The following is a 21952-nucleotide window of genomic DNA, read 5'->3' as shown; positions in this document are numbered from 1 at the left end:
GAGGGCAGGAAGCATCTGACCCGTTCGGGAAAGAAGACACGGGCTCGGTTGGCAAGTCGCACATGCGGGGTGGCGCGATGGGCATACCGCCCAAGGACGGGAAACATCCTCAGTCCCCGCCAGCAGTACCGATTGAACCGGCGACACCCCCGGATCCCGACTGGTACGAGCGGATCCAGCGGGCGAAGGAGGCGCGCGAGGCAGGTATCCGGCAGCGTAAGGGCAAGCCAACGGCGGTGATTACCCGGCTCAGCCCCACATGACAGAGACCGGCGGACCAAGTCAGAGTCCGCTCTATCACGCCCAGAACGCCCCGCGTTACGACCGGCAATCGCTGATCCGCACCTACCAAGAGAAATGCGGCTGCCGCCTCATCGTCATGGCGGACAACATCCTCCCCTACAGTGTCACCCTATTCGAGGAGCTAGTCTACGACGCGGACCCGAAGGAGGATCTGCATCTGCTGCTCTACTCTCAGGGCGGCGATGGGGAGACGGCGGTTCGCCTCCTTCGAGCGGCCCAGGCCAGATGCAAGAAGTTCACCGTGATTGTCCCCGACCAAGCAAAAAGCGCGGCTACTCTGATCGCGCTCGGGGCGCACGAGATCCTCATGGGCCCTGCAAGCGACCTGGGCCCCATCGATCCACAGATGCAACTCAAGGCCGACGGTCCGCTGGTAGCGGCAAAGGACATTATCGCAGCTGTCGAAAGCGCAGCGTTGGCCGTGCAGAACGCCCCGGCCACTTACCCGATCTATGCCTCGCTACTAAGCGACGTCACCGCCATCATCGTTCAGCAGGCGAGAGCGGCGCTCGCGAGAACGACGGACATGCTCAAGGAGGCATTGGAGAGCAACCCAGATCGCACCTCCGACGCGATCGCTGAGCTCCAGACCAAACTTCGCCAGCCGTTGATCGAGGTACCGCAGAGCCACCGAGCGATTTTTGGGGCGAAGGAAGCTCACGCCGCAGGGCTACCCGTCCGCGCTCCTGCCGCGGGGGACGAGCAGTGGCAAGCGATCTGGCGGCTGTGGACCAAGTACGTCGCATTGAACATGCGCGTCTATGAAAATGCTGGGGCCTCACAGACGTTCTCGTGGCCGTCGCAGTAATCGCCAAACCACGAGAGTTCTTACCAATTCGATTATCTGTCCCCGAACGCTTGGCAGCGGCTCGTAGACGTTGACTCTGCTGCCCCCTTCTTGCCCCCCAACAGCCCCCATCCCCGGTCGATCCGCACGTATCCAAAGTCACACGCATGACCGGAACGGCGTAGAACGGCGTAGACACTCTGAAGCGGAAGTATGGAAAGGGTCTAGGAGAGTTTGTTTGGGCGAATCGCCCATGTGCTGGGACGTGTCGGAAACCGACATCGGCGGGGATCTTCTCCTTTGGCGAGGAGCTCGTGATCCTTGATCGGCCCCGGTCCAAATGAGGACCCGTCAAACCGCCATGATTGGAATGAGCCCCGACCGTATTGGATGGCCGACTCTCCCTCTTCCCTCTTGTGTGGCTATCGGGGCCGAGTCTATCCTCCCACGAAGCGGATGCTGGGTTCTTACTAAGGGGGATGTGCATGTCTTGGATCGCCCACAGCCGGTCCGTGTGTCCGGGAACGGGGGCAATCTATGGGGTTGCGTGGTCCCGGGGGTGTGCCGTAGAGTGAACCCATGAACGGGGCGGTGATGACGGCCCACGATCGGGAGGGGTTGATAAGTCTCCTTCGGGAGGTGCTCCCGCCGACGCCGGGAGTCGGGGTGATTGTCGAAGTTACCAAGTGGGGGGAGGACCTCCAGGCTGCGGGCGTCACCATTGGCGGAGGCACCGCACTCCACGCGAGGCTCCACAGGCTCCAGCGTGCTAAGATCATCGACCTCCACGGTGTGCGGGGTAATCACACGCATATCTCCTGGCACACTCCCAAACGCCGGCGCCGACCGATGCGCCGCCCAATAACCTCGGCTCAACTCGTCCGGGACTCGACGGCAGCACTCGGTCGGATGCTTGACCTTGCGATCGCGCACACTGAGGTCTACGCTCGACCGGGGCTCGTCGCGGCCAAGCTCGTCTACCAGATCGACGTCGGCCGGATCAGGTAGCCCCGCCCTTCCCCCTGCTCGTTGCTAGGATGCCCTCATTGGGCCGTTGCATGGGACTGGGACAGGGGATTACGAGCTCGACCCCATGCCCCCGCCTTCTCCCCTTGGACCGAAGGTCCCGTCCAGCATCGGCGTCCTGGGCGCGCCGGGTGCGCGGGAACTGTCGTTCGGGCCTGGGCACTCGGGGCGACTTCGAGCGCTCCTCGCTGAGGAAAACTCCGATAAACGGGTCTCTCGAACCTCACAAGGGCGCTGAATGCTTTTCGGTAAGGGCATAGAACGTAAGCACAGGATGATGCGGAGGAGGGGGGAGAGGCAAAATGAGACGCCTTCAGAACGTGGCGCTCGCCGTGTGTCTTATTCTCACAATCGCGCTCCCCGCGGTCGCACAGTCGGGCTTTCCTCCGGTCAAGATCATTTCGGTTCGGTCGCCAGTGTCGCACGGAGCGATAGGCTTGGTCACCGTTCAGACAAGCCCCCGAACTTCCTGTTCCATCACTGTGATCTACAAGAGTGGACCCAGTACGGCGGCCGGACTAGTGCCGACAGTCGCGGATGCCCACGGTATGGTGACATGGACGTGGATGGTCGGCACACGGACTACTCCAGGCCAATGGCCCATTGTGATTGAGTGTGGTACCAACAACATTACTCGTGTGCGAACATCGTTTGTCGTTATCTAGAATCGTGGTGCCGCGCGGACACAAGACATCTTTGCAGGTCATCGACGCGCCCAAAAACCGGGAGCGGCTGCAAGCGAAAAGAGACGGGTTATTCGCAGGGGAGGTGAGAAGGGTGAAGACTGGCCTGGGTCTTCTCGCCGCCTTCCTCCTCACCATCGCGTTGAGTGTTTTCGCCCAAGGGGCGGAGCTGACTCTCATCATCGCCGATCCTGGGAAGCGGTTTGGGACCGTCGAGATTGCCCACCCAGAAGACGGACGCTGGACGGTTCACTGTCACGTAGTCGCCCCGTATCACCTCCTTTCCAAAGGAGAGACGGACGACCTCTGGATCTATCCCGATCAGGGGTTATACGCGGAGCGTGCTTTCTCCATTACACGAGTCAACATCATCGAGACAGACGTTCTGGGGGAGACTCTTCAGGGCTATCTGTCCGATGTCGAGCCGGTGATGTTCCCGTATTTCTGCGCGACCAACGGCGGAATGCGTACGAGCGCAGATTTCCCCATCCGGGTTCCCGAAGGGCTCGTCTTCGCTACTTCCCGAGGAATCAGGATTGGAGATCCGGCCGAGCGAGTTTTTGCTGTGCAAGGAGTTCCTCACATCTACAAGGGCGTCCCTGGCCTATCCTATTGCGGGCTGACCCTTATGCTGTACAAAGGCCGAGTTTCAGACATCTCCATCGACGATTGGAGAGGGGCCTGTCCATAACGGTCGAAGGTTCTGAACGTTTGCCCCCAACGCGCGTGGGGGTCCGGGCCCATGGGCTATTCTGTGGGCGACCGAAGTTAGCGCGTATATTTCACGTAGGAAAGCGAACGGAGCTGACTTCAGACACGCATCTTGACGGGCTTTCCCCCCGTGTGGGTAGCACCGTACCTATCGGCGTCGTCGCCGAGCGTCACGCCTCCAGTCCCGTGTGCGGGGGACAACGCGGGGGCGACCATACTCGTTGGCGACCTTCTCGGGGAGGAAGAACTCCCGGTACGACTTGCCTTCCTCAATCCATTCGTAGTCTCGAATCCGCGCGATGGGGATTCGCGCCTCCAGCAGGACATCGCCGTCTGCGCCCGAGCTAGCGGCCTCGTTCATGCCCAACGGGACGTCGGAGAACCATACCCCGACATGGTACTGCTCAGTCAGGTAGTGTCCTCTGTGGTCGCGGAAGCCCGAGGTGAGAATCTGCTTCCCCCTGCTGGCGGTCGTCCGATGATAGAGCCTCAATCGTATCTCCCCCGCCTCTCACTGGTGCGAAAAGAACTCCTTCCGTGCATCCCGTTTCGGCTTCCGCGAGCCCTTAGTTTGCAGGGCCTTGCGACCCGCTGGAACCGCCACCATTTTGCAACAGCCGGTACACCGTCGTCCTCGATACGCCCAAGCGCCTTGCCGCCTCGCTCTGGCTGAGCTGTCCACTCGCCAGGAGCGGCTCGACCTGGGCCCATTCTCCGTTGATTGCCCGCGGCCGTCCGAGCGTCTTCCCCTCCCGCCTCGCTCTCGCCATGCCCGCCCGTACCCGGGAGGCAATCAGGCTCCGCTCAAACTGCGCCACGCTGGCCAGGACGTTGAAGATCAAGTCCGAGACGGGATTCTCTCCGCTCGTGTCCAGCCACGCCTCGGAGAAGGAGCGCAGGCCCACGCGCCAACGGCGGAGCTGCTCCAGCGTTGTGACCGCATGAGAGACGCTCCGGAAGGCTCGGTCGAGCCGATGCACCAAGATGAGGTCCACGCGGCGTTTCGAGGCAGCGTTGAGGAGCGCCTTCCAGCCCGTCCGATGCTTGAGGTCCATCGCCGACGCCTCATCGGTCCATGTGCCGGCAAGCGTCCATCCCTGCGCCTCGACGTACTCAGCGAGCGGCTGGAGCTGCGTCTGGAGATTCTGGTCTTTGTCGTTCGTGGAGATTCTCGCGTAGATCCCGACGCGCATCATCAGTCCCCCCTGTCGGTTACCGCTTCTTGCTTCGCCGCTTGCGGGCCGTGGCGGCGAGGAGATGTTCAACCGCTTCCCGAGACCGTCGGGCGTGGTCGATCACGACGTCCAGCGGATCCCGTCTCGGGGTGTGGCCGTTCGCGAGTGCTGGTCGATAACCGAGGGCGAGGAAGAAGGCTTCGATACCTCTCAGAGACATAATCGGTCACCTCCAAGGCCAGTATACGTGCGTGCTAGATCTCTTGTCAATACTTGCGTGCTTCCCGTATACTTTGGCTATGAACGAGCACACGACGCCGCATCTGCCTCCCAAGTCCGTGCGGAAGGCACGGGCTCATGCCGGTGGGGTCGCCCGCAGAGAGGCCCTGACGCCGGAGGAGCGGAGCCGCTCGGCTCGGAAAGCAGCGCAGGATCGGTGGGCGAAGACGCCCAAGACCGGTCGGTCCGAGGCCGCTCGTCAGGCCGTGATGAAGCGATGGCGGAAGGCCAAGCGGAGGAAGCCCCGGCCGCCCAAGGAGTCCACATGAACCCGTTCCTGGAAGACCCGCCCGAGGGAACCCGCCAGCACACCGAGGAACGAGGGGGCAGCCCGACCGTGCTCTACTTCCGCGCGTTCGACTGGGACCAGGCCGACCGGATCACCAATGAGGGGTTCGGTGCCGAGGATGAGGGCTACGCCGGTCCGTGGTGGTCCCCGCTCGACTCGGAGGAGACGGTCTGGGTGACGCGGCATCCGTACCGACTCTCCGCCGCCGACGTGAGCGTGCTGGTCGAGCTCACCGTGGGTTTCTCTCTGGCGGACCTCGACCGCTATGCGTGCCGGAACGAGGCTGCCCTCTCCGGCCCACTCCAGGATTATGGCATCCCCTCTGACGTACTGAACGACCACACGACGAGCGCCAGACCGCTGTCTGACGACGAGGCGGAGGCCCTGCGGGCGCGCCGGGTGCTGGCCCCGAACCCCGTGTCGTGACTGCCCCCTCCGGATCTGTGCGGTGCTTGATCGCCTCCACGCATCTGCCCGACGACGACGTAGCCGCACGCGTGCTCCCCCACCCCGTTCATTCTCAGCGAGTGCGCCGCTCCCGAGCCCCGTTCGACCCCAGCCATGCAGTATACCAACCCCCTTGGCGCGGGCTGACGTATCCGCCTGAGCGTAGATTAGGTGTTCGGAGGCGAAAACGAGGTCGGAGAAAAACTGGGCTGGAGAAAAACTTGGGGGTCCGGGAACGACAAAGTAGCCCCTCGCTGGGCCCTGTAAAATAGGGTCTAGCGGGCCGTCGAGACCCCCGCCGCCCCCGTATCCAGGTACTCCCCGAGGGAGGTCGGGCACAAACGAGTAAGGATGGTCGTTCAAGAGACAGAGGGAAACGTCTCAACGAGAGTCAAATAGGGCACCACGCACGCGAACGGGCCTATGGCGACCACAGAGCAGATTGCTGAGTACGTGGTGAACGAGCTCACAGAGCGCGGGGTGCGCCCCGTAAAGACCGCGCTGGTGAAGTTCATCTACTTGTCGGATGTGGAATCCGTCCGCGCGGGGCTGCCGCGTATCACTAACGTCGAGTGGATTTTCTACAAGTACGGACCTTACTCGTTTGAGCTCGATCACGCTATCAGCCGAATCGCTGGCCAGTCGATCGATGAGCTGTCGGGAGTCTCTGCCACCGGCAAAACGTTCTTTACGTATCACGGGCCCGGCCACGGGGCAGAGTACAGTCTCGCCCCTCAACAGCGAGGGATCATCAAGGATGTCCTGGATCGCTGGGCTGGCGAATCCCTTGCGTCCATCCTGAACTATGTGTATTTCGAAACAGAGCCAATGCTGGATGCTGTTTGGGAACGTCCGCTCGACTTCGGATTGATCCACCCTCGGGTACAGGTGACATCGCTCGCGAACTTGCTCTTGGGTCGGATCGATCCACGTAGGATTGAAGAACTGACTCGGCTCAAGCAGGAGTTCTGGTCCCAGATCCGTTCCGACCAACAGAAGCTCGTCGAGCCATCGCCTGAACCGCGATATGACGATGTGTTGGCGCAAGGATTGCGTGCCATCGGTTCGAAATAGCCGTGATGCTTTCTCTCGCACGTGATAAATAAGACCGCGTTCGATATCATCGGGACCTACTACACAAACGCTGGCACTGGAGGGTACGCGCCTGGACGAGTCTGCGAGTCCACGGTCTACTACCTCCCGCCTGGCCCGCTGAACGCCCTCAAGTTCAACATCGACGCCGCGAATCGTGGGGACGCTATCACGTACAGCGTAGTTCAGGCGGATGAATCTACGTTCAAGCACAATCCCGTTCTACGCCCTCGCCCACTGGAGCATGATGAAGCCTTTGGGATCGTGAAGATGAAACGGCGATCAGTTGTCCTACTGTCCCCAACAGCCGTACGACCATCAGTTGCGGGACTCCCGAAGCAAGATTTTCCCAGCGTTTACTTGGCGTGCCCCATGTTCCGATTCCACGACACTCACGTCCAGGAGTTCAGGCTGCGTTTAGAAGCGTGGGAGTACCCATTCCTCTTTCACCTCCCTCCCAGCGACGAGTTCGGGATCCTCGAAGGGTTCCTACGATTGGATCTCGTGATTGTGATCCCCGAAGGCCAACTCAGATTGACAGGGACCACCTTGACCGGCGATGCGTTGACGGCCCTTCACCACTGTTTTACGTGGTATCTGACGGGCAAGATGGATGATGCTTTTGCCAAGTACCGCGGCCTTCTGCTGGGTGAGGTCACGAAGATTCTTTCCAGCTCGCCGTAGTCGGTAGGCGATTGTCCCCCACTCGTCGGTAAGTGTTCGGCAGGAGCCTCGCACCGAACATCGGGAAGGCTTCTCCATTACAGCACGGAGGACCGTCCCGATGGCCGACACCGAACGTGTCCCGATCGACTCCCCCGGCTTTCTCCGCTCTGCAGAGGGCGGCTATATCAAGTACGAGGACTTCCTCACGTTCATCGCCGGCGCGGCCCCGAGCAAGACGGGGGGCACGAACGCTCGGGCGATGGCCTGGCTTCGGAAGCAGGACGTGACTGGGCCGATTGACCACCTCTCGCCGGCAGACGTCAGCCGACTCACCGCCGCGGCCCAGAAAGTCATCGCCGCCAAGCATGGGAGAGACCGTCGCGTTGGTCCCCCCGTCGAGGCACGCGACCACCCAGCGCCGCCGGAACCCAACGACGAGGAGCCCACGGAAGGATAGCGACTACCGTCATGCGACGCAAAGGCTTCCACCGTGTCACACCTGAACAGGCCCGGCAGCAGGCGATCGCCACGCTCAAGTACCTGCGCGACGAGTGCGTCCGCATGGCCAAAGACTCGCTGGCATCAGGGGAGTGGCGTGTGGCGTTGACCTGTCTTGGGAAAGCGCGGATGTACGATGATCAGCGACACGAGATGGACCCGCGGGGGGACGACCTGCTGGAGCCACTGGTGGCAAGGGCCCCGGAATCCCTTGCGAGCGGAGCAGAGATTCCGGCTGTAGACTGGTTCAGTCGGGCATAGAGTACATCGGCGCGTCGTACGTCCGGGAGCGGCGGTAGAGCTCGGGGCCCGAATCAGAAATCGATTGATTCGATGCGCGTCGGTACCCGCGTTCCTGCGTATCAAGCATGTGTGCCCATCGCCACGAGGACTCTGTCACGCCCCTCGGCCTTCGCCTTATAGAGCATCTGATCGGCTGCGCGAATCAATGCGTCCAACGTCTCGCCGTGATCGGGGAAAACTGCGATCCCGATTGAAAGGCTGATGCCCCCGAGGGCCTGACCGACATGCTGTACCGTTAAGGATTTGAATTCTTCACGCCATGCTTCCGCGCGCTGGCGAGTGTCTTCAGCCGACGCACCCGGCAGAACGATCAAGAACTCTTCGCCTCCATAGCGGCACACAAGGTCTAACCCACGGGTTCGCTCTCGCAAGAACTCGCCTACAGCACGGAGGTAACTGTCGCCCGCCTGGTGCCCGAATCGATCATTGAACTGCTTGAAGTGATCGAGATCAATCATGAGAAATGCGACGGGCTCGTGATTGCGCGCACCACGGTGCAACTCTCGTTCCACCGATTCTTCCATGTAGCGCCGGTTGAAGAGGTTCGTGAGCGGATCACGAATGGACTGACGGCGGAGTACTTCTCGCAAGTGCAAATTTGCCACCGCCAAGGAGAGGCGCTCTCCCGCCGCGGTCGCTCGACGGACGAGAGTCTCGATTTCGTCCGTTGATCCTTTCCCTGACGCGGCGAGAGGCTCCGGCCGACCCTCGATACACAGCACTCCGAGCGTTTCGCCTTGCGCCGCCAACGGAACACACACGTATTCATTCGGATTTGCGCCACGTACATGCTCGCACATCATCGGGGAGTCCGGACCCTTCACGATGTGTATCTTGCCGCGCCGGAGCGCCCAACAACTGTTGGGATCGAAGGTCTGCTCGGTGACCCGCCGATCGCCCCATGTGGCGACAGCCTCCACGAGGTTGCGAGACGAACTCGTGATGCACAAGGCCCCTGACCCGGGGAAGAAGAGTCCGCGGAAAATGGTCGCGGCAATCTTGTAAGCCTCGGCACCTTGTCGACTGGACTGGAGCAGGTCGACCAATTCAGCGAGCACGGCGCTTTCTCGGGCCCGCTCCTGCGACTCGTGCAGGGCGACGGCCAGCCTTTCCTGGGCCTGCTGCGTCTGCCCCAAGCTCTCGCGCAACGTATGCTCGATGCGCTTGTAGTCAGTGATATCCTCGGCGATCCCGACGACCTGATAGAACCTCCCGGCGGAATCGCGGACTGGAAACGTGCGGTTGCTGATCCAGCGCGTGGCGCCATCCGGTCGCACGATCCGGTACTCCATCCGAGTCGGCTCGCCCCACTGCGAGTGCGTAAAGACCTCGATGGCCCGCTTGCGATCCTCCGGATGGATCGACTCGATCCAGGCCGCCGGTCGCTGGTACACTTCCTCACGGGGCCTGCCCCAGATCTCCTCGTAGGCCGGGCTGAGATACGTGACGCGGACAGGCTCGGGTGTGCTAATGAAGAAGACTTCTCGGATATGGCTCACCAACTGCTGAAGCTGTTCCCGGGTTGGCGTCAGATCCTCCTCTGCGCCTCCTTCACCGTGCGGCGCCGATCTCTGAGCCCCCTTTTGGAGACGGATCTTTACGGTGCGCCGGGTAGGGTCTCTTCGCATCGCGGTGCCTCTCTGGGATCTGTGAGGTTCACGGCTCCCTCGGCGAGAAGGCTGAGAAACACTTCGACCACCGCTGGATCGAAATGCTTGCCGCTCTGCTCCCGAATGTGTGCCACCACCTCTGCCGTGGATACGGCGACTCGATACGGACGGCTCGACCTCAGTGCGTCCCAGACGTCCACGACCGCAAAAATGCGCGCCGAGAGAGGGATTTGCACTCCGTTGAGCCCAAGTGGATATCCTGTCCCGTCCCACTTCTCGTGATGGCTGTACGGAATGTCTAGCGCCGGCCGCAGATAGTCAATGGGCGCGAGCATGTCCCTCGCATAGACCGGGTGCTTTCGCATGATCGTCCATTCGTCGTCCGTGAGCGGTCCTGACTTCATCAGAATCGCGTCGGGTACACCCATCTTGCCAATATCATGGAGAAGCGCGCCACGACGGATATGGACCAACTCGGTGTCGGGGACGCCCATACGCCGCGCCAAGCGTTCGGTCAAATCTGCCACTCGCTGCGCGTGCCCTTCGGTCTGCTCATCGCGCAGGTCCAGCGCCCGCGACCATCCCTCAATCGTTCGATCATAGGCCCGCTTCAAATCGACATTCGTGCGCTCAAGATCGTTGAACAGGGCGGCACTGTCCACGGCAATCGCTGTCTGCCCTGCCAGGGCTTCAAGAAACTCACACCACGCCTGGTCTGGGAAGAGCGGGGTGCGATGCCACAGTTCGAGCACTCCGTTCACGTGCCCCTTGGCGAGGAGTGGGACCGCGTAGTACGCGACGAATTCTTCACTCGCCAGTAGCGGAGCGTGGAGGAAGGCCCCAGGGGTCAGGTTGAGATTCTCGATGATGCATGGACGTCGATCGAGTGCCACCTGACCTGCGTGCCCTTCCCCGAGCGCCAAACTGGTGTGTTGCAGGACCCCGGTTCGGAACCCGCGCCCGGCCGCATAGCGCAGCCGTTGCGTGTGGGCATCTAGCAAAAGGACGTCTGCGGCGTCAACGGTGAGTTGGGACAACACCTCATCCAGGATCACATTCAAGGTCACGTGGATGTCGAGGCTGGCGGTAATTGCCATGTCAATCGACCGGAGTGCTCCAAGACGCCGCAGTTGGGATTGCATCCGGTCTGCGTCCTGCCGACGCTGGGTGATGTCCATCAAGGTGCCCAGGATGGCCGGGTGGCCTTGGTCCTCGATCCGGCGCCCAAACGCCTCGATCCAGACCATGCTGCCGTCCTTCCGTACCCCTCGAAACTGATAGTGGGCGACGTCCGCCGCGCCCTTGAGACGATCTCGGATGTGGCGGGCAACCACCAGGCGGTCTTCCGGGTGCGTCAGCTCAGCGGGGCCGAGGCGTCCAATGATCTCCTCAGTGCGATAGCCAAAGATCTCGGCAAACGCTTGATTCACGTAGAGAAAGCGCTTGCCCACGATCAGATAAATACCTGTCAGGGATTGCTCAACCAGCGCCCGGTACCACGCGTCAGCTTCGAGCACATGGCGACCACGGCGCTGTTGAGGCCTGCGCCCGGCATCAAGCGATGACTCAGATTGCAGCCGTCGTCGAGAGCGCTCCGGCAATTTCGTCCCGGTAATGCTTTACTAACTCTCGGGTTAGTCGTGCCCAATTCACTGGCATATCAGCCAACGAGAGAGGAACACCCTCGCCCAGGAGTGCGGCACAATCGAATTGGGCCAGAGACCCGATGCACACCCGGCGCCTCATCAACGCACGGGCCGAAATCGTAGCAAGGCCGGGACTGTTCAGCAATACCTTGGCCAATCGACGGTGCCTCGTATCAGCCGATATCTTCTGCGAGTGGCAAGAGGTCGCAAGCTCGAAGCAAAAGCAGCCCTACGCTATCGCTCGTACCGACGGGAACCCGATGGCCCTCGACGTACGCGAGGATGCGGATGCCGTACCCACTTCGGTTCATAGATCCACTCGGGATGGTCGAACGCCGCTTTGCCCGGCTCGACCAGCATGGGCTGAAACGGCTTCGGGAACCGCGCCAGCCCGGGCCTCTCAAGGCTCAGATGGGAGAGCGCGGTCTTGACCGTGGCTGTCCATCGGATCCCGGATACGTCCACGAGACCTAACTCGCACCACGTGACCGTGTTCTCCTCTCGTGCATTCGCTTGCGTCGTAAGAGCGCAGAGAGGCGTCTACGGCGTACATGGTCAGCGTTCGAACCTATCGAGAAATTCAGCCAGCAGGTCAACGTACCTACGACACGCTGGGACCGCGTCCACGGTCCTGCCTGCAATTTCGAATTGCGGTTTGATCGTGCCGATTTCGATGGTGACTGGATAGTCATCCACGTAGCCGAAGGGTGGCCGCGCCGCGCCGGACGCTGTAGCGCCGGCGATGAATACGTCTGCAACCGGAATAGTGCCTGTTTCGCGTGAGAAAGCGGCACCTGCTACGTGGACCTCCTCCCTGCGTTGCCGATTCATAAACTTGAACAGCGCCTGATCCTCGGCGGACTGTGCCGCAAGCCACGGCGTCCATAGCGCAGCGTAGCGATCTGGATCCTCGTTCTGCACAGCGAACGTCACGCTTCTGCCCGCCGAAAGAAACGCGCTGAGGAGATAAGCAAAATGATCCCAATTTGCCTGGAGTGCTTTTTGCCTCTCAAGTTCCATTAGTCCCCAAAAATAGCGGGTTTCTCCGAGTTTACGCCTCGAGAGGGTAGCCATCATTCCATCCTCGACAATGGTACATGACTGCCGCGTTCGGCAGGAGGGGTTCGCCGAACAGAGAGAACGCCCCTTGCATGACCCGCAAAGGCTTTCGCAAGGTCACATCCGAACAGGCCCGCGCCCAGCTGGTCGCCACGCTGCACCATCTCCGCGACGTCTCGATCCGCATGGCGAAGTAATCTCTCGACGCCGGCGAATGGCGCGCCGGATTGACGTGTCTGCATAACGCGAGAAAGTACGACGATCAGTGCATTGCGATGGGCCGTGAGGATTGAGTTTCCTACCAGCTGGCGCGATATGTACGTCCTACTTTTCCTTCCTGATGCCTTCTTTTCTCCCTCTGTAGGCGGAAGCGAAGCCATCCCGAAAGATGCGTGCGGCAAAACTCAAGGCTTTCAGTCAAGCCAGTACGAATCCTGTCTCGGGTGGTGGCATGGGCTACCAGAAAAATGACTTCACTCCGGAAGATGGACGTATTGTCACTGTGCAGTCTTGTCATCGAAACGTCTACGACATCAGGTCCCAGATAAACCACCGATCCCAAGTTTTGCCGGGTCTCAAAATGGCGATTGCGGGCAGGATCAGTGACTACCGACGAGACGGGCCCGGCTACGAACACAATGGCAACCCATGGATCAGGGAACTGACTCGCATCGGATTTTTCGTCGTCACGGGGGAGCGATGCTTCACTGAATGCATTCCAGATCACATTAATCCAGTCCGCCATGTGAAACGCTGTCGGATGCGAGGTCACGACGACCGGCAAAGGGGGGTTGTGTCCATAGGCAATCACTGTCGAGACATACCTGGCGTCGGCGTGTGATCGAAGTATCGAGAACTTGTCGCCCTTAAGGATGGACTCCGCCTGTGAAAGTACAGCCTCCTTTCGTTCGGCCAGGCTTAGATTCTGAAACTCATCGGGACTCCGTCGTCTGCTTTTCGGGCAAAAACGTTCTAGGATTATTGCTGTTACTTGCGAGGGCGACATTTCGCGAGTTGTCGTTCCGCTTCGGGTGAAGTACCGTCCGTCCACCGTTACCAGATCCGTCCCTCGAGATATTCGTATCTCAAGGTGAAAACGATCCTTCCCCACTCTGTGCGCCGCGGTGCTTATGTTTACCGGAGGTACGCACCTATTCTGTGCGAGATTCGCCAAGCGTTGCTGAAGGGGATCAAGATTGTTTCCGGGGATGGTATCCATCTTCGCATCGTTGCCGGCACCGATCGTCAGTGTGCCACCGTTCCGATTTGCCAGGGCAGCCAGGGTCTGCGCTATCTCAAAATTGGCCTTCTCTGGATGGCTGGCGAACAAGCGATAACTTTTGTTCTCAATATCTTGGTGCCTTTCAGCTGAGAGGCCGGGTTGGGGTCGAGTCTCAGAGTGATCTCTGCGCTTCGTTGCATCGTTTCGTTTCATACTCGGCATAGTCGCATGCCCTCACCGACACGCCGGCGTGATCGTCTCGAGGGGGTCGTCACTTCTTGACCCACAACGGGCGGTAGCCAGGTGCATAGATGGCAATCTCCACGAGTTCCCCTGGATTGTCAATCTCCCAACCGGCCTTCGCGGTCTCTTTGTCAAGAGTGCAATTCCAGGAGGTGTTTTCATCAGCCTCCACCGCAAACGCGGTTCTCAGACTCGGGTAATACAAATCGAAAAAGCTCTCGTCGCAGTACTTCGTCCACGGGGCATCATAGATGGCTTTCACCGTTCCTAGATCCTGCCCGTATCGAAGACCTCTGGACGTCGCTACCGCCCACTGTGCGATCGGTACATGGGTGGCAAAGTACCTCGCATACACTACCCCGCGAGTGCGCGCTTCAAAGCCAATCCTCCATCGGCCGGCATCATCCCACCACTGATACTCAATGGATCCATCCTTGTTCTTTACTGCGCCGTCGAACGGGTGCGTCATCACGTTTTTCACGGCATCAAGCGTCATCCCAATCGCGACGGGCCCCAGGTGTTCGCCCTCGACGATCGTGTGGGCATAGCGATCTTGCGCTGCACGGGTGCGTTCTTGATTCTCCTGCTGCGTGATGCTATTTGCAGATACCCAATCCCAAACTAAGAGGGCGGCACACACAAGCACGGCTAAGAAGATCAACCGCCGCGAGTGTTGCCGCCAGGAAACGGACAGATGGGGGACTCGCACACCCCGCGCCGCCCACGCCAACACCACTCCCAAGACGGCTATTTGCAACAGGGTCATCCACACGCTGACCGTCCACTGGGGAGCACAAGCAGGATCCCAAGGCCAGAGGCGCATTGGTCCTGGGTACAATCCGCCTCGGGGGCCCAGCACGTAGCACATGGTCACGGGATTCAGGATTCGGGCGATGAGCGCTGCGGCGCTTATGACCGCCAGCATCAGTCTCATCATCATCCCCCCCAACGCTACCAGTCAGATCATGCCCGTTCGCCATGTCTGGCGGACCTCCCTCGGGCCGGATGGAGGGCGAAACCCGCGGCGCGCGCGGACACAGGCGGATAGCAAGGAGGGGGCGGTTGCAGCACGGTGACCTGCCCCAGACGTGGGACGGGCCACCCATCGCCGGGGTGACCCGCTTGAGAGACCAGAGGCCCCCGAGGAGGCGAAGGGTTCTAGTCGGCCCCAGACTACGTCCGAACGCGCTCGCACACAAGCCCCCACCGTCTTCGAACGCCGTTCCGGGCGAATGCCCGATGCCTGCGTAGAATCCCCTGCCCCGTCCCCAGCACTGCGGATCCCTGTCTATCAAGATGATCGTCGTCAGATCGGACCGTTCCGGGGACCCCGTAAGGGCCTTACTGTCAGTCTGGTAATTCAAGACTCACCTTGTACGATTGAGAGTGAAGGATATTCGGGTGGAGGTGCACCGAATGGGCGAAAACACGACTAACCCGCTCGACGGCGTCGTGACAACCGGAGTGGTCATGCGACGGGCGCAACTATCGCACAGCACGTTGATGGACCACATCACAACCGGACGGCTTCAGGTTGCGTTTAGAGGGCCCGGTGGGGTTCGGTACTTCCGCGAAGAGGACGTCGAGCGCTTTCTTCGGGAGCACCGACGGAATCCTCGGGCCGCGCGAGCACGGATGGCGGGCAAGGAGGTAGCGGCAGCGGCTCGATGACCTGATACAAAAGTTGAGCGGCCGTCCCCAGCGATTGAAGGCAGCCGCTCAGCTCATGCAAACCCCAGCACCCCCGACCAAGGAGGCTGATTACGTTGAGTGTACGACGACAGCTCAAGATTCCGCAAGAGGGCAACGGAGCAACGCCCCCCGATCATCCGGACAACTCAGTGTCGTCTCTTCTGCAACGCCCGTCTGCGGCAGATACGCTCCGAGGACTCGTGGCGATCGCAGGAGGCGATGAGCCCACTCTTGCATCGCTGCATCGGCTAACCGCATCCTTCGACGACGTCGAGCGCGCGGACCTGGTGTTTATGATCCGAGCCGCGCTCGTTCGCATCATCTGCCTGATCGACCAGCAAACCGTGGCTCCCCGGGTGCTCCAGTGAACCTCACCGCGCAGGCCCACGAGTTGCACCGTTCGGGATTCAGCGTGCTCGCGATGGACTCCGAGAAGCGGCCGGTCGTGCGGACGTGGAAGCACTTCAAACAGCGCGCCCAGTCCCCGCACGAGATTACGCGAATGTTTGCCCACCCTCGGGCGACGAGCGTGGCGATCATCCTGCCCGACGGGACTGTCCACGTCGAGGCCGACACCGCCGAGGGCACGCAGCACATCGAGGCGCACGGCATCCCACGCGGGACGCCGGTGTTGGACTCACCGCGGGGGATTCACTGCACCTGGGCGGGGGCGCTCTCCGGGCCAGGAGTGAAAGCGGAGTCTGGGCTTGACGCGCTTGGGGCTGGACGGTTGGCGATCGTGCCCAACTCGCCAGGCCGGCACTACCGGCCTGAGTCTCCGCCGCTCGTCCTGGACCAGCTCCCGCCGATGCCCGAGTGGCTCACAGACCTCGTCCGGGATCAGCCCGACGAATCGAAACCCTCGACAGATGAGATGAAGCGCACCGAGCAGGAACTCGGTGTCTACCTCAGCGATCCCGTGGTCGTTGCACGGGTGCTGCCGCTCCTTGGCATTCGGTCCGCCGCAATGTCCGGCAAGTCCGTTCGTTGCGTACTCCCCGGCCATGGGGCGGATCGGCACCCCTCAGCATCCGTGTGGTCGGGAACGAACGGCAACTACTTCTATCATGATTGGCATACCAAGGACGGCGAAGAAATCTTCTTGCTCGCCGAGGTCTTTGCGGCACGGGTGAGTGGTACGGTCCGGCACCTCAGTCCGATCCAGCGGGCACTATGGGGGCGCCGACTCCTCGTGCGCGCGGGGGTGCTCCGTCTCGCCGGGGTAGTGATCCCATCGCCTCCCGAAGGTATCCGGTCCTCGACTCGGCGCGCCCACGAGGGGATTCTGGAGCTGTTCGGGGTACGCTGGCAGTTCGCGCCGGGGGAGGCCATCCCGCTCTCGTGGAGGTTCGTGGCGTCGTGGTGCGGGATGGGGGAACGCCAAGCCGGAGAGGCTATGCATGAGCTGCTTCGCCTCGGCATCATTCACATCGTCGGCACGATTCAACTAGGTCACCGACCGACGGCTGTTTTCATGCCAGGGCCGGGCGTGTCCCGCGCGCGACGAACGAATGGTTTCCCCACACCCCTTCCAATAGGTAATCCAAGACAATGCTACTTCAGTACAAGGGAAGCAAGACCTGAAGGTGTAGTGGCCCCTACGGCAGCCGACTCGGCCGATAGGCCCTCCTCCGCTTCCGGTGACGACTATTTGACCCGGCTTCATGGGCGTTTCGCCCACCTGACCAGCCGACGCCCCTCTGGCACTTTCCGACTCCCGTCTCCACGGGACCTCAAACGCCAGCTTCGTCGGGCAGAGCGGCTCGCCCGCGAATGGGGGCCGAAGTTGGTCAGCGCGGACCGGATCGAGGGGAAGCACTGGGTTCCTTTGCATGCTCTGCCTGATCGTGATTCGGGTCTCCAACGTACTGCTGGGCACTCAGTCCATAAGAAAAAAGGAGGAAACAACGATGGCGCTTGCAGCGGCACGTGCTAACGAGCCGAGGGTCGTCGAGATTCCGTTGGAGGAGATTGACGCGGCACTTGGGGCGGAGAACCCACGGGGCGTCGCCACGTCATCCGACCACATCGAGGCGCTCGCCGTCGCGTATCTCCACGGACGGCCTGTGCCGCCGATCCTCCTCGCTCCCGCCGAGGACGGCAGGACGAAGTTTGTAATCCTCGATGGGCGGCACCGGTACCGGGCCCGACAGCGGATTCTTGAATCCAAAGAGTTCGCTCACGACATCGCCGATGACCGAGAGAAATGGACGACGATCCCGGCAACCATCTTCGAGGGCAGTCCCGCCCAGAGGTTCATTCGGGCGCTGGAAGCGAATCTCGGGCACGGTCTCCCCCTCGACCTCGCGCAGAAGAGAAGCCACTTCAAGATGGCCTGGGTCCCGTATTACAAACCGCTAGGACGGACCCAGCTGGAGTGGGCGCAGATCTATGGCGTCCACAGGACCACGATTGCCTGCTGGATTGACGAGGTCGAGGGCCGCACCGTGCCTCGTGAGATCCTGGTCCGTCCGAACCTCCTCCCGCGGCCGGGCGACAATCTCGTGCGCACCGGGCTCGCAACCGAACATGAATTGGCGCGGGCACGGCGGGTAGATCCAGCGTTCGCCCCCGCATCGTCGCTCGATACAGCCCAGGCGGCGCAGACGCGCGTCGCCCCCGCTCCGTTGGATGAGCCCGCGACCGAGTGCTCTTCGCCGACGCGAGACGCGGTGCACGCCGGCAATCTCCTGGCGGTTCTTGAATGGCACGAGACACTCGGTGATGCTTCGGAGCTCTGCGCGGAGCTCGGTGCGGCATCGGAGTGCCCGTTGGAGTACCGACTCTGGCTGTGTTCGGACGTGTTCGCGTCGGTCCTGCGGGCGGTCGAGGGATTCTTGACGGCACAGGGAGCCCCGATTCCATGGCGCGACCCGACGTGGCGCTATCGAGCGCTCCCATGACCGGGGATACAGGCGCTTATGTCGGAAACCGACATTTCATTGTCCATGTCTAGGTATGGGATACGGGCGAAACGCCCAGGAGGGGACCGCGATGACTCTCTCCATGTCAAAAGCTGACGTGCCTCCGCGGAGCGGCCCTTACGTCTTCCGCGTCTGTCGCGAATGCCGTAGACTGGCGGGGAGTCGATACGAACACTCGGGCCGTCGCCGGTGGCACCCGCAGTACGAGCCGGGGTGCCACGCATCACCGGGCCGGATCTCCGATTCAAGTCGAATCGAGACGCGTGTGTCGGAGGGTAGCGGACCATGTGCCCAAGCCCATTCACGAATTGGAGTACCCAGCACCCCACCACGGCTGATACGGTCTCGAACTTCGCATTGGCGACGGGCGTGGGTGCTGCGCAGATCCAGTGGGCTATTCTCGGGGGTACCCCAAGCGCGTCCGGGGGCGTCCTTGGCACCCTGAGCCCATTCACGACACCGAACGGTCCACCGACCACTGGCTGGCGAGACAACCAACTCACGGACGATCAGTGGCTCGTGGCGAATGGCTATGTGAGTCAGGCGAGTCCAACGGTCTGGGCCCGGGATTCCACGTCTGTCTGGTCGCTCGCGATCACGAAGGAGCACAGCCTCCCGGGGTTCCGGTGGATGTATGCGGCGCCGGCCTCAGGGGCAATCACTTGGCTCGAAGCTCTGAGAGTGCTCACCAGTCCAGTAGTGATCGGAGTTGCTCAAGCCTCTCCTCTTGCCTCAGCCACGATAGACGTAGGCGGGCATATCGCCCTTTCCGGCGTGCTCCTCAACCATGCCAATACCGCCCAGATGGGCATCACGACGAAGACAGGGTCAGCGTCGGGAGACTATAGTACGTCGTCTGGCTCCTACGCAGACGTGGATACCACGAATCTGAAGTTCGTGGTGACGATTCCTACAGGCTGGAAACTCGCGTATAACATAGGGGGCACAACGGACTGCGCCGCAAGCGGTAATCCATTCGTCGCGTTAGCCGATGGGGGCTCTGCTATCCACGAACAGGAACTTAGCCTTGGACTCTCGCTAGAGAGTTTCGAGCCTTTCAACCTGTCCGGCTCTATCGCGGGGGACGGCGCCTCGCATAGCCTCACTCTTCAGTTCAAGGAAACTGGGGGCACGGTTAAGATACGAAACTCTACTGCCGCGCAGGCGCCGCGTATGCAGTTCATCCTGATGCCGAGCAACTGATGGATCCCGACGAACTGCTCGGGACCCGACTCGTCCTTCGGACCAACGGCCGAAGAGGGAGAGGACGCTATTTCTTGAAGTAGTCTTGTGCGATTAGTGCGGCACGGCGTCTACGTTCAAATCGGGACGCCGCCTAAGTGTCGAGGGGAGTCGGCCGCCCGCATCCCCCCCCATACCATCTGTGGGGGCGGTGCATGACCGATCGGCGCGTGCTTCCTCGATCCCCCCGGCCTGTTGCACTCCGCCCAGGGGTCCGCGTCTTCCTCGAAGGCCTCGCTCGGCTCATGGTCAAGGACATTCTTGCGGAGTCGCAAGGGGCGATCGCGCCCTCGGAGGAATCTTCTCCTTCATGCCCCGCACGAACGGTGTTGCCCCAATGAGAACCGCCATCTACGCGCGCTATTCGAGTGCCTTGCAGCGCGAGACGAGCTTGGAAGACCAAATTGCACTGTGTCGGAGTGCCTCGGATCGGTTCGGCTGCGTAGTAGCGGAGGAGCACATCTACGTTGACCAGGAAAGCAGCGGCAGCGAGGCCCGACGCGACGGCTATCAACGCCTCTTGGCCGCCGCTCGGCGGAAAGCGTTCGAGGCCATCCTCGTTGAGGACCAGTCTCGTCTGTGGCGCGACATCGAAGAAGCCGCGCGGGCGCTGAAACGGTTGCGGTTCCTCGGCGTCTCCGTGTTCTCGGTCGCGAGCGGTACGAATCTCGCCGATGAGAAGACCGGCTCCCTCATCTCGATCGTGACCGCGTGGAAGGACTCGGTGTATCTGAGCGATCTCGCGGCCCGGACGCAGCGGGGATTGGCCGGGCAGGCACGCCGAGGGTTCGTGGCCGGAGGCCGTTCCTACGGGTACACGAGTGAGCCGGTGCTGGACTCGGCCCATCTCGACGCCCACGGGCAGCCGCGGGTCGTGGGATATCGTCGGGTGATTCACGAGGGGCAGGCGGAGATCGTGCGCCGGATCTTCGCCCAGTTCGCCGCGGGCTGGACGCCAAAGCGGATCGTCCACGCCCTCAACGCCGAACACGTCCCCCCGCCCCGCGGGCAGCGTGGGTGGACCTGGACCGCGCTCTACGGCAATCCGAAACTCGGGACCGGGATCTTGAATAATGCGTTGTACTGCGGCGAAGTGGTCTGGAACAAGTTTCGGTGGGAGAAGAATCCCGAGACTGGCAAGCGCGTCCCGCGGGTCCGCGACCGCACCGAATGGATCGTCCAACACGACGAGTCGCTCCGGATCGTGCCCCAAGACCTGTGGGACCGCGTGAAGGACCGACAGCACGCCGCATCGGAGCGGGCCGCCCGGCAAGGGCATTCGGGGGGCATCTCTCAACGGTACCTGTTCAGCGGGCTCCTGCGCTGTGGGGTCTGCGGGGCTCGTTACATCATGCGGGACGGCGCCCGTTATGGGTGCAGCTATCATGTGAACCGTGGCCCGGACGTCTGCGGGAACTCGCTCCATGTGCGGCGGGTGCTCGTGGAGGACCGTCTGCTGCGCGTCATCCGCGACGAGCTCTTCTCCCCTGACGCCATCGCGTTCCTGACCCGGAGCGTTAACGAGGGCCTCCGGCAGGTCGAAGCGGAGCGGTCCCGAACGGACGACGATCGAGAGCAGCTTGCGTCGGAGTTACGGGAGGCGATGGCAGAACTCGACCATATCCGAGAGGCCATTCGTCGCGGCCTCCTGAGCGACCTGACCAAACAGATGCTCGACGAGACGGAATCCAAGGTCCGTACCCTTCGGGCCCGCCTGGACACGCCGTCCCGCGCCCAAGTCCGTGCGCTGCGCCAGCTACCGGACGCGATCCGGCGCCGGCTCGAACACTTGGCTCGGGTCCTCCATACCGACATCGACGAGGCGCGAACGGCGCTCCGGGGCCTGCTGGGGGACATTGTGTTGGAACCAACTCCCGCGGGGCTGGTGGCGCACCTCACCGGAAATCTAGAAGGCCTGCTCGCCCTTACGGGAGACCAGGCCCCTAGTGGTGGCACTGGTAGCGGGGGCAGGATTTGAACCTGCGACCTTCGGGTTATGAGCCCGACGAGCTACCGGACTGCTCCACCCCGCGCCGCAATCGTATGAGGTTGTAG

Annotated in this window: 20 protein-coding genes and 1 tRNA gene; 12 read left to right on the top strand and 9 right to left on the bottom strand. The window is 61.7% G+C overall.

What is annotated here, in order from left to right; genetic code table 11:
* The first annotated feature begins 259 nt into the window (after positions 1-259).
* The 3 genes from VKZ50_05105 to VKZ50_05095 all read left to right on the top strand — a co-directional run bounded on the left by VKZ50_05105 (position 260) and on the right by VKZ50_05095 (position 3490).
* Entirely contained in the window at positions 260-1111 is an 852-nt protein-coding gene (locus tag VKZ50_05105; protein ID HLJ59091.1) for a serine dehydrogenase, read from the top strand.
* A 573-nt stretch (positions 1112-1684) separates the two neighbouring features.
* Complete coding sequence (locus VKZ50_05100) at positions 1685-2098, top strand: hypothetical protein (GenBank protein ID HLJ59090.1); 414 nt, start codon at positions 1685-1687, stop codon at positions 2096-2098.
* Between the two features lie 795 nt (positions 2099-2893).
* Entirely contained in the window at positions 2894-3490 is a 597-nt protein-coding gene (locus tag VKZ50_05095) for a hypothetical protein (protein HLJ59089.1), read from the top strand.
* Between the two features lie 168 nt (positions 3491-3658).
* Here the strand turns inward: VKZ50_05095 and VKZ50_05090 are convergent, their stop codons facing one another.
* From VKZ50_05090 to VKZ50_05080, 3 genes are all read right to left on the bottom strand, one after another.
* On the bottom strand, positions 3659-4003 hold the full coding sequence (locus VKZ50_05090) for a hypothetical protein (GenBank protein ID HLJ59088.1): 345 nt from the start codon (positions 4001-4003) through the stop codon (positions 3659-3661).
* Positions 4004-4076: 73 nt separating this feature from the next.
* On the bottom strand, positions 4077-4706 hold the full coding sequence (locus VKZ50_05085) for a recombinase family protein (GenBank protein HLJ59087.1): 630 nt from the start codon (positions 4704-4706) through the stop codon (positions 4077-4079).
* A gap of 16 nt (positions 4707-4722) precedes the next feature.
* Positions 4723-4905, bottom strand: a complete 183-nt coding sequence (locus VKZ50_05080; protein ID HLJ59086.1) for a hypothetical protein — start codon at positions 4903-4905, stop codon at positions 4723-4725.
* Between the two features lie 276 nt (positions 4906-5181).
* Here VKZ50_05080 and VKZ50_05075 point away from each other — a divergent pair, with 276 nt between their 5' ends.
* From VKZ50_05075 to VKZ50_05055, 5 genes are all read left to right on the top strand, one after another.
* The gene (locus VKZ50_05075) at positions 5182-5679 is read left to right on the top strand and encodes a hypothetical protein (GenBank protein HLJ59085.1); all 498 of its coding nucleotides are present in this window, start codon (positions 5182-5184) and stop codon (positions 5677-5679) included.
* A gap of 444 nt (positions 5680-6123) precedes the next feature.
* Complete coding sequence (locus VKZ50_05070; protein ID HLJ59084.1) at positions 6124-6774, top strand: hypothetical protein; 651 nt, start codon at positions 6124-6126, stop codon at positions 6772-6774.
* Between the two features lie 21 nt (positions 6775-6795).
* Positions 6796-7476 (top strand): hypothetical protein, encoded by a 681-nt coding sequence (locus VKZ50_05065; GenBank protein HLJ59083.1) that lies wholly within the window; start codon positions 6796-6798, stop codon positions 7474-7476.
* Positions 7477-7576: 100 nt separating this feature from the next.
* Positions 7577-7915 carry a hypothetical protein gene (locus VKZ50_05060; protein ID HLJ59082.1) on the top strand — a complete coding sequence of 113 codons (339 nt, stop codon included), beginning with the start codon at positions 7577-7579 and terminating at the stop codon, positions 7913-7915.
* A gap of 11 nt (positions 7916-7926) precedes the next feature.
* Entirely contained in the window at positions 7927-8217 is a 291-nt protein-coding gene (locus VKZ50_05055) for a hypothetical protein (protein ID HLJ59081.1), read from the top strand.
* Positions 8218-8318: 101 nt separating this feature from the next.
* On the opposite strand, the gene VKZ50_05050 is transcribed toward VKZ50_05055, so the two are convergent.
* The 5 genes from VKZ50_05050 to VKZ50_05030 all read right to left on the bottom strand — a co-directional run bounded on the left by VKZ50_05050 (position 8319) and on the right by VKZ50_05030 (position 14811).
* Entirely contained in the window at positions 8319-9887 is a 1569-nt protein-coding gene (locus VKZ50_05050) for a diguanylate cyclase (protein ID HLJ59080.1), read from the bottom strand.
* Positions 9857-11386, bottom strand: a complete 1530-nt coding sequence (locus VKZ50_05045) for an HD domain-containing phosphohydrolase (GenBank protein ID HLJ59079.1) — start codon at positions 11384-11386, stop codon at positions 9857-9859. Before VKZ50_05045 ends, VKZ50_05050 begins: the two co-directional genes overlap by 31 nt.
* Positions 11387-12070: 684 nt before the next feature.
* On the bottom strand, positions 12071-12589 hold the full coding sequence (locus VKZ50_05040) for a hypothetical protein (protein HLJ59078.1): 519 nt from the start codon (positions 12587-12589) through the stop codon (positions 12071-12073).
* Positions 12590-12872: 283 nt separating this feature from the next.
* The gene (locus VKZ50_05035) at positions 12873-14018 is read right to left on the bottom strand and encodes an ATP-binding protein (GenBank protein HLJ59077.1); all 1146 of its coding nucleotides are present in this window, start codon (positions 14016-14018) and stop codon (positions 12873-12875) included.
* Positions 14019-14067: 49 nt separating this feature from the next.
* A complete protein-coding gene (locus VKZ50_05030; protein ID HLJ59076.1) occupies positions 14068-14811 on the bottom strand; it encodes a hypothetical protein in 744 nt (247 codons plus the stop codon).
* 1120 nt (positions 14812-15931) lie between these two features.
* Between VKZ50_05030 and VKZ50_05025 the strand changes: the two genes are divergently transcribed.
* The 4 genes from VKZ50_05025 (at position 15932) to VKZ50_05010 (ending at position 21875) form a co-directional block, all read left to right on the top strand.
* Entirely contained in the window at positions 15932-16099 is a 168-nt protein-coding gene (locus VKZ50_05025; protein ID HLJ59075.1) for a hypothetical protein, read from the top strand.
* Between the two features lie 1542 nt (positions 16100-17641).
* Entirely contained in the window at positions 17642-18634 is a 993-nt protein-coding gene (locus tag VKZ50_05020) for a ParB/RepB/Spo0J family partition protein (protein ID HLJ59074.1), read from the top strand.
* Positions 18635-19285: 651 nt separating this feature from the next.
* Complete coding sequence (locus VKZ50_05015) at positions 19286-19858, top strand: hypothetical protein (protein HLJ59073.1); 573 nt, start codon at positions 19286-19288, stop codon at positions 19856-19858.
* Positions 19859-20234: 376 nt separating this feature from the next.
* Entirely contained in the window at positions 20235-21875 is a 1641-nt protein-coding gene (locus VKZ50_05010) for a recombinase family protein (protein ID HLJ59072.1), read from the top strand.
* Here VKZ50_05010 and VKZ50_05005 read toward each other — a convergent pair.
* Positions 21854-21930: transfer RNA gene (locus VKZ50_05005), tRNA-Met, on the bottom strand. The two genes, VKZ50_05010 and VKZ50_05005, sit on opposite strands and share 22 nt — an antisense overlap.
* Between the last annotated feature and the right edge of the window lie 22 nt (positions 21931-21952).

It is taken from the genome of bacterium (assembly GCA_035295165.1).
In the GTDB taxonomy this organism is placed as follows: Bacteria; Sysuimicrobiota; Sysuimicrobiia; order Sysuimicrobiales; family Segetimicrobiaceae; genus JAJPIA01.
Note: the sequence above shows the minus strand (reverse complement) of the source record. Positions and strands in the feature narration are given on the sequence as shown.

Coding starts and splice junctions, on each gene's coding strand:
- VKZ50_05105 (HLJ59091.1), top strand. CDS start 260: ATGACAGAGACCGGCGGACCAAGTCAGAGTCCGCTCTATCACGCCCAG.
- VKZ50_05100 (HLJ59090.1), top strand. CDS start 1,685: ATGACGGCCCACGATCGGGAGGGGTTGATAAGTCTCCTTCGGGAGGTG.
- VKZ50_05085 (HLJ59087.1), bottom strand. CDS start 4,706: ATGATGCGCGTCGGGATCTACGCGAGAATCTCCACGAACGACAAAGAC.
- VKZ50_05080 (HLJ59086.1), bottom strand. CDS start 4,905: ATGTCTCTGAGAGGTATCGAAGCCTTCTTCCTCGCCCTCGGTTATCGA.
- VKZ50_05075 (HLJ59085.1), top strand. CDS start 5,182: ATGGCGGAAGGCCAAGCGGAGGAAGCCCCGGCCGCCCAAGGAGTCCAC.
- VKZ50_05070 (HLJ59084.1), top strand. CDS start 6,124: ATGGCGACCACAGAGCAGATTGCTGAGTACGTGGTGAACGAGCTCACA.
- VKZ50_05060 (HLJ59082.1), top strand. CDS start 7,577: ATGGCCGACACCGAACGTGTCCCGATCGACTCCCCCGGCTTTCTCCGC.
- VKZ50_05055 (HLJ59081.1), top strand. CDS start 7,927: ATGCGACGCAAAGGCTTCCACCGTGTCACACCTGAACAGGCCCGGCAG.
- VKZ50_05050 (HLJ59080.1), bottom strand. CDS start 9,887: ATGCGAAGAGACCCTACCCGGCGCACCGTAAAGATCCGTCTCCAAAAG.
- VKZ50_05040 (HLJ59078.1), bottom strand. CDS start 12,589: ATGGCTACCCTCTCGAGGCGTAAACTCGGAGAAACCCGCTATTTTTGG.
- VKZ50_05035 (HLJ59077.1), bottom strand. CDS start 14,018: ATGCCGAGTATGAAACGAAACGATGCAACGAAGCGCAGAGATCACTCT.
- VKZ50_05020 (HLJ59074.1), top strand. CDS start 17,642: ATGGCGCTTGCAGCGGCACGTGCTAACGAGCCGAGGGTCGTCGAGATT.
- VKZ50_05015 (HLJ59073.1), top strand. CDS start 19,286: ATGTATGCGGCGCCGGCCTCAGGGGCAATCACTTGGCTCGAAGCTCTG.
- VKZ50_05010 (HLJ59072.1), top strand. CDS start 20,235: ATGAGAACCGCCATCTACGCGCGCTATTCGAGTGCCTTGCAGCGCGAG.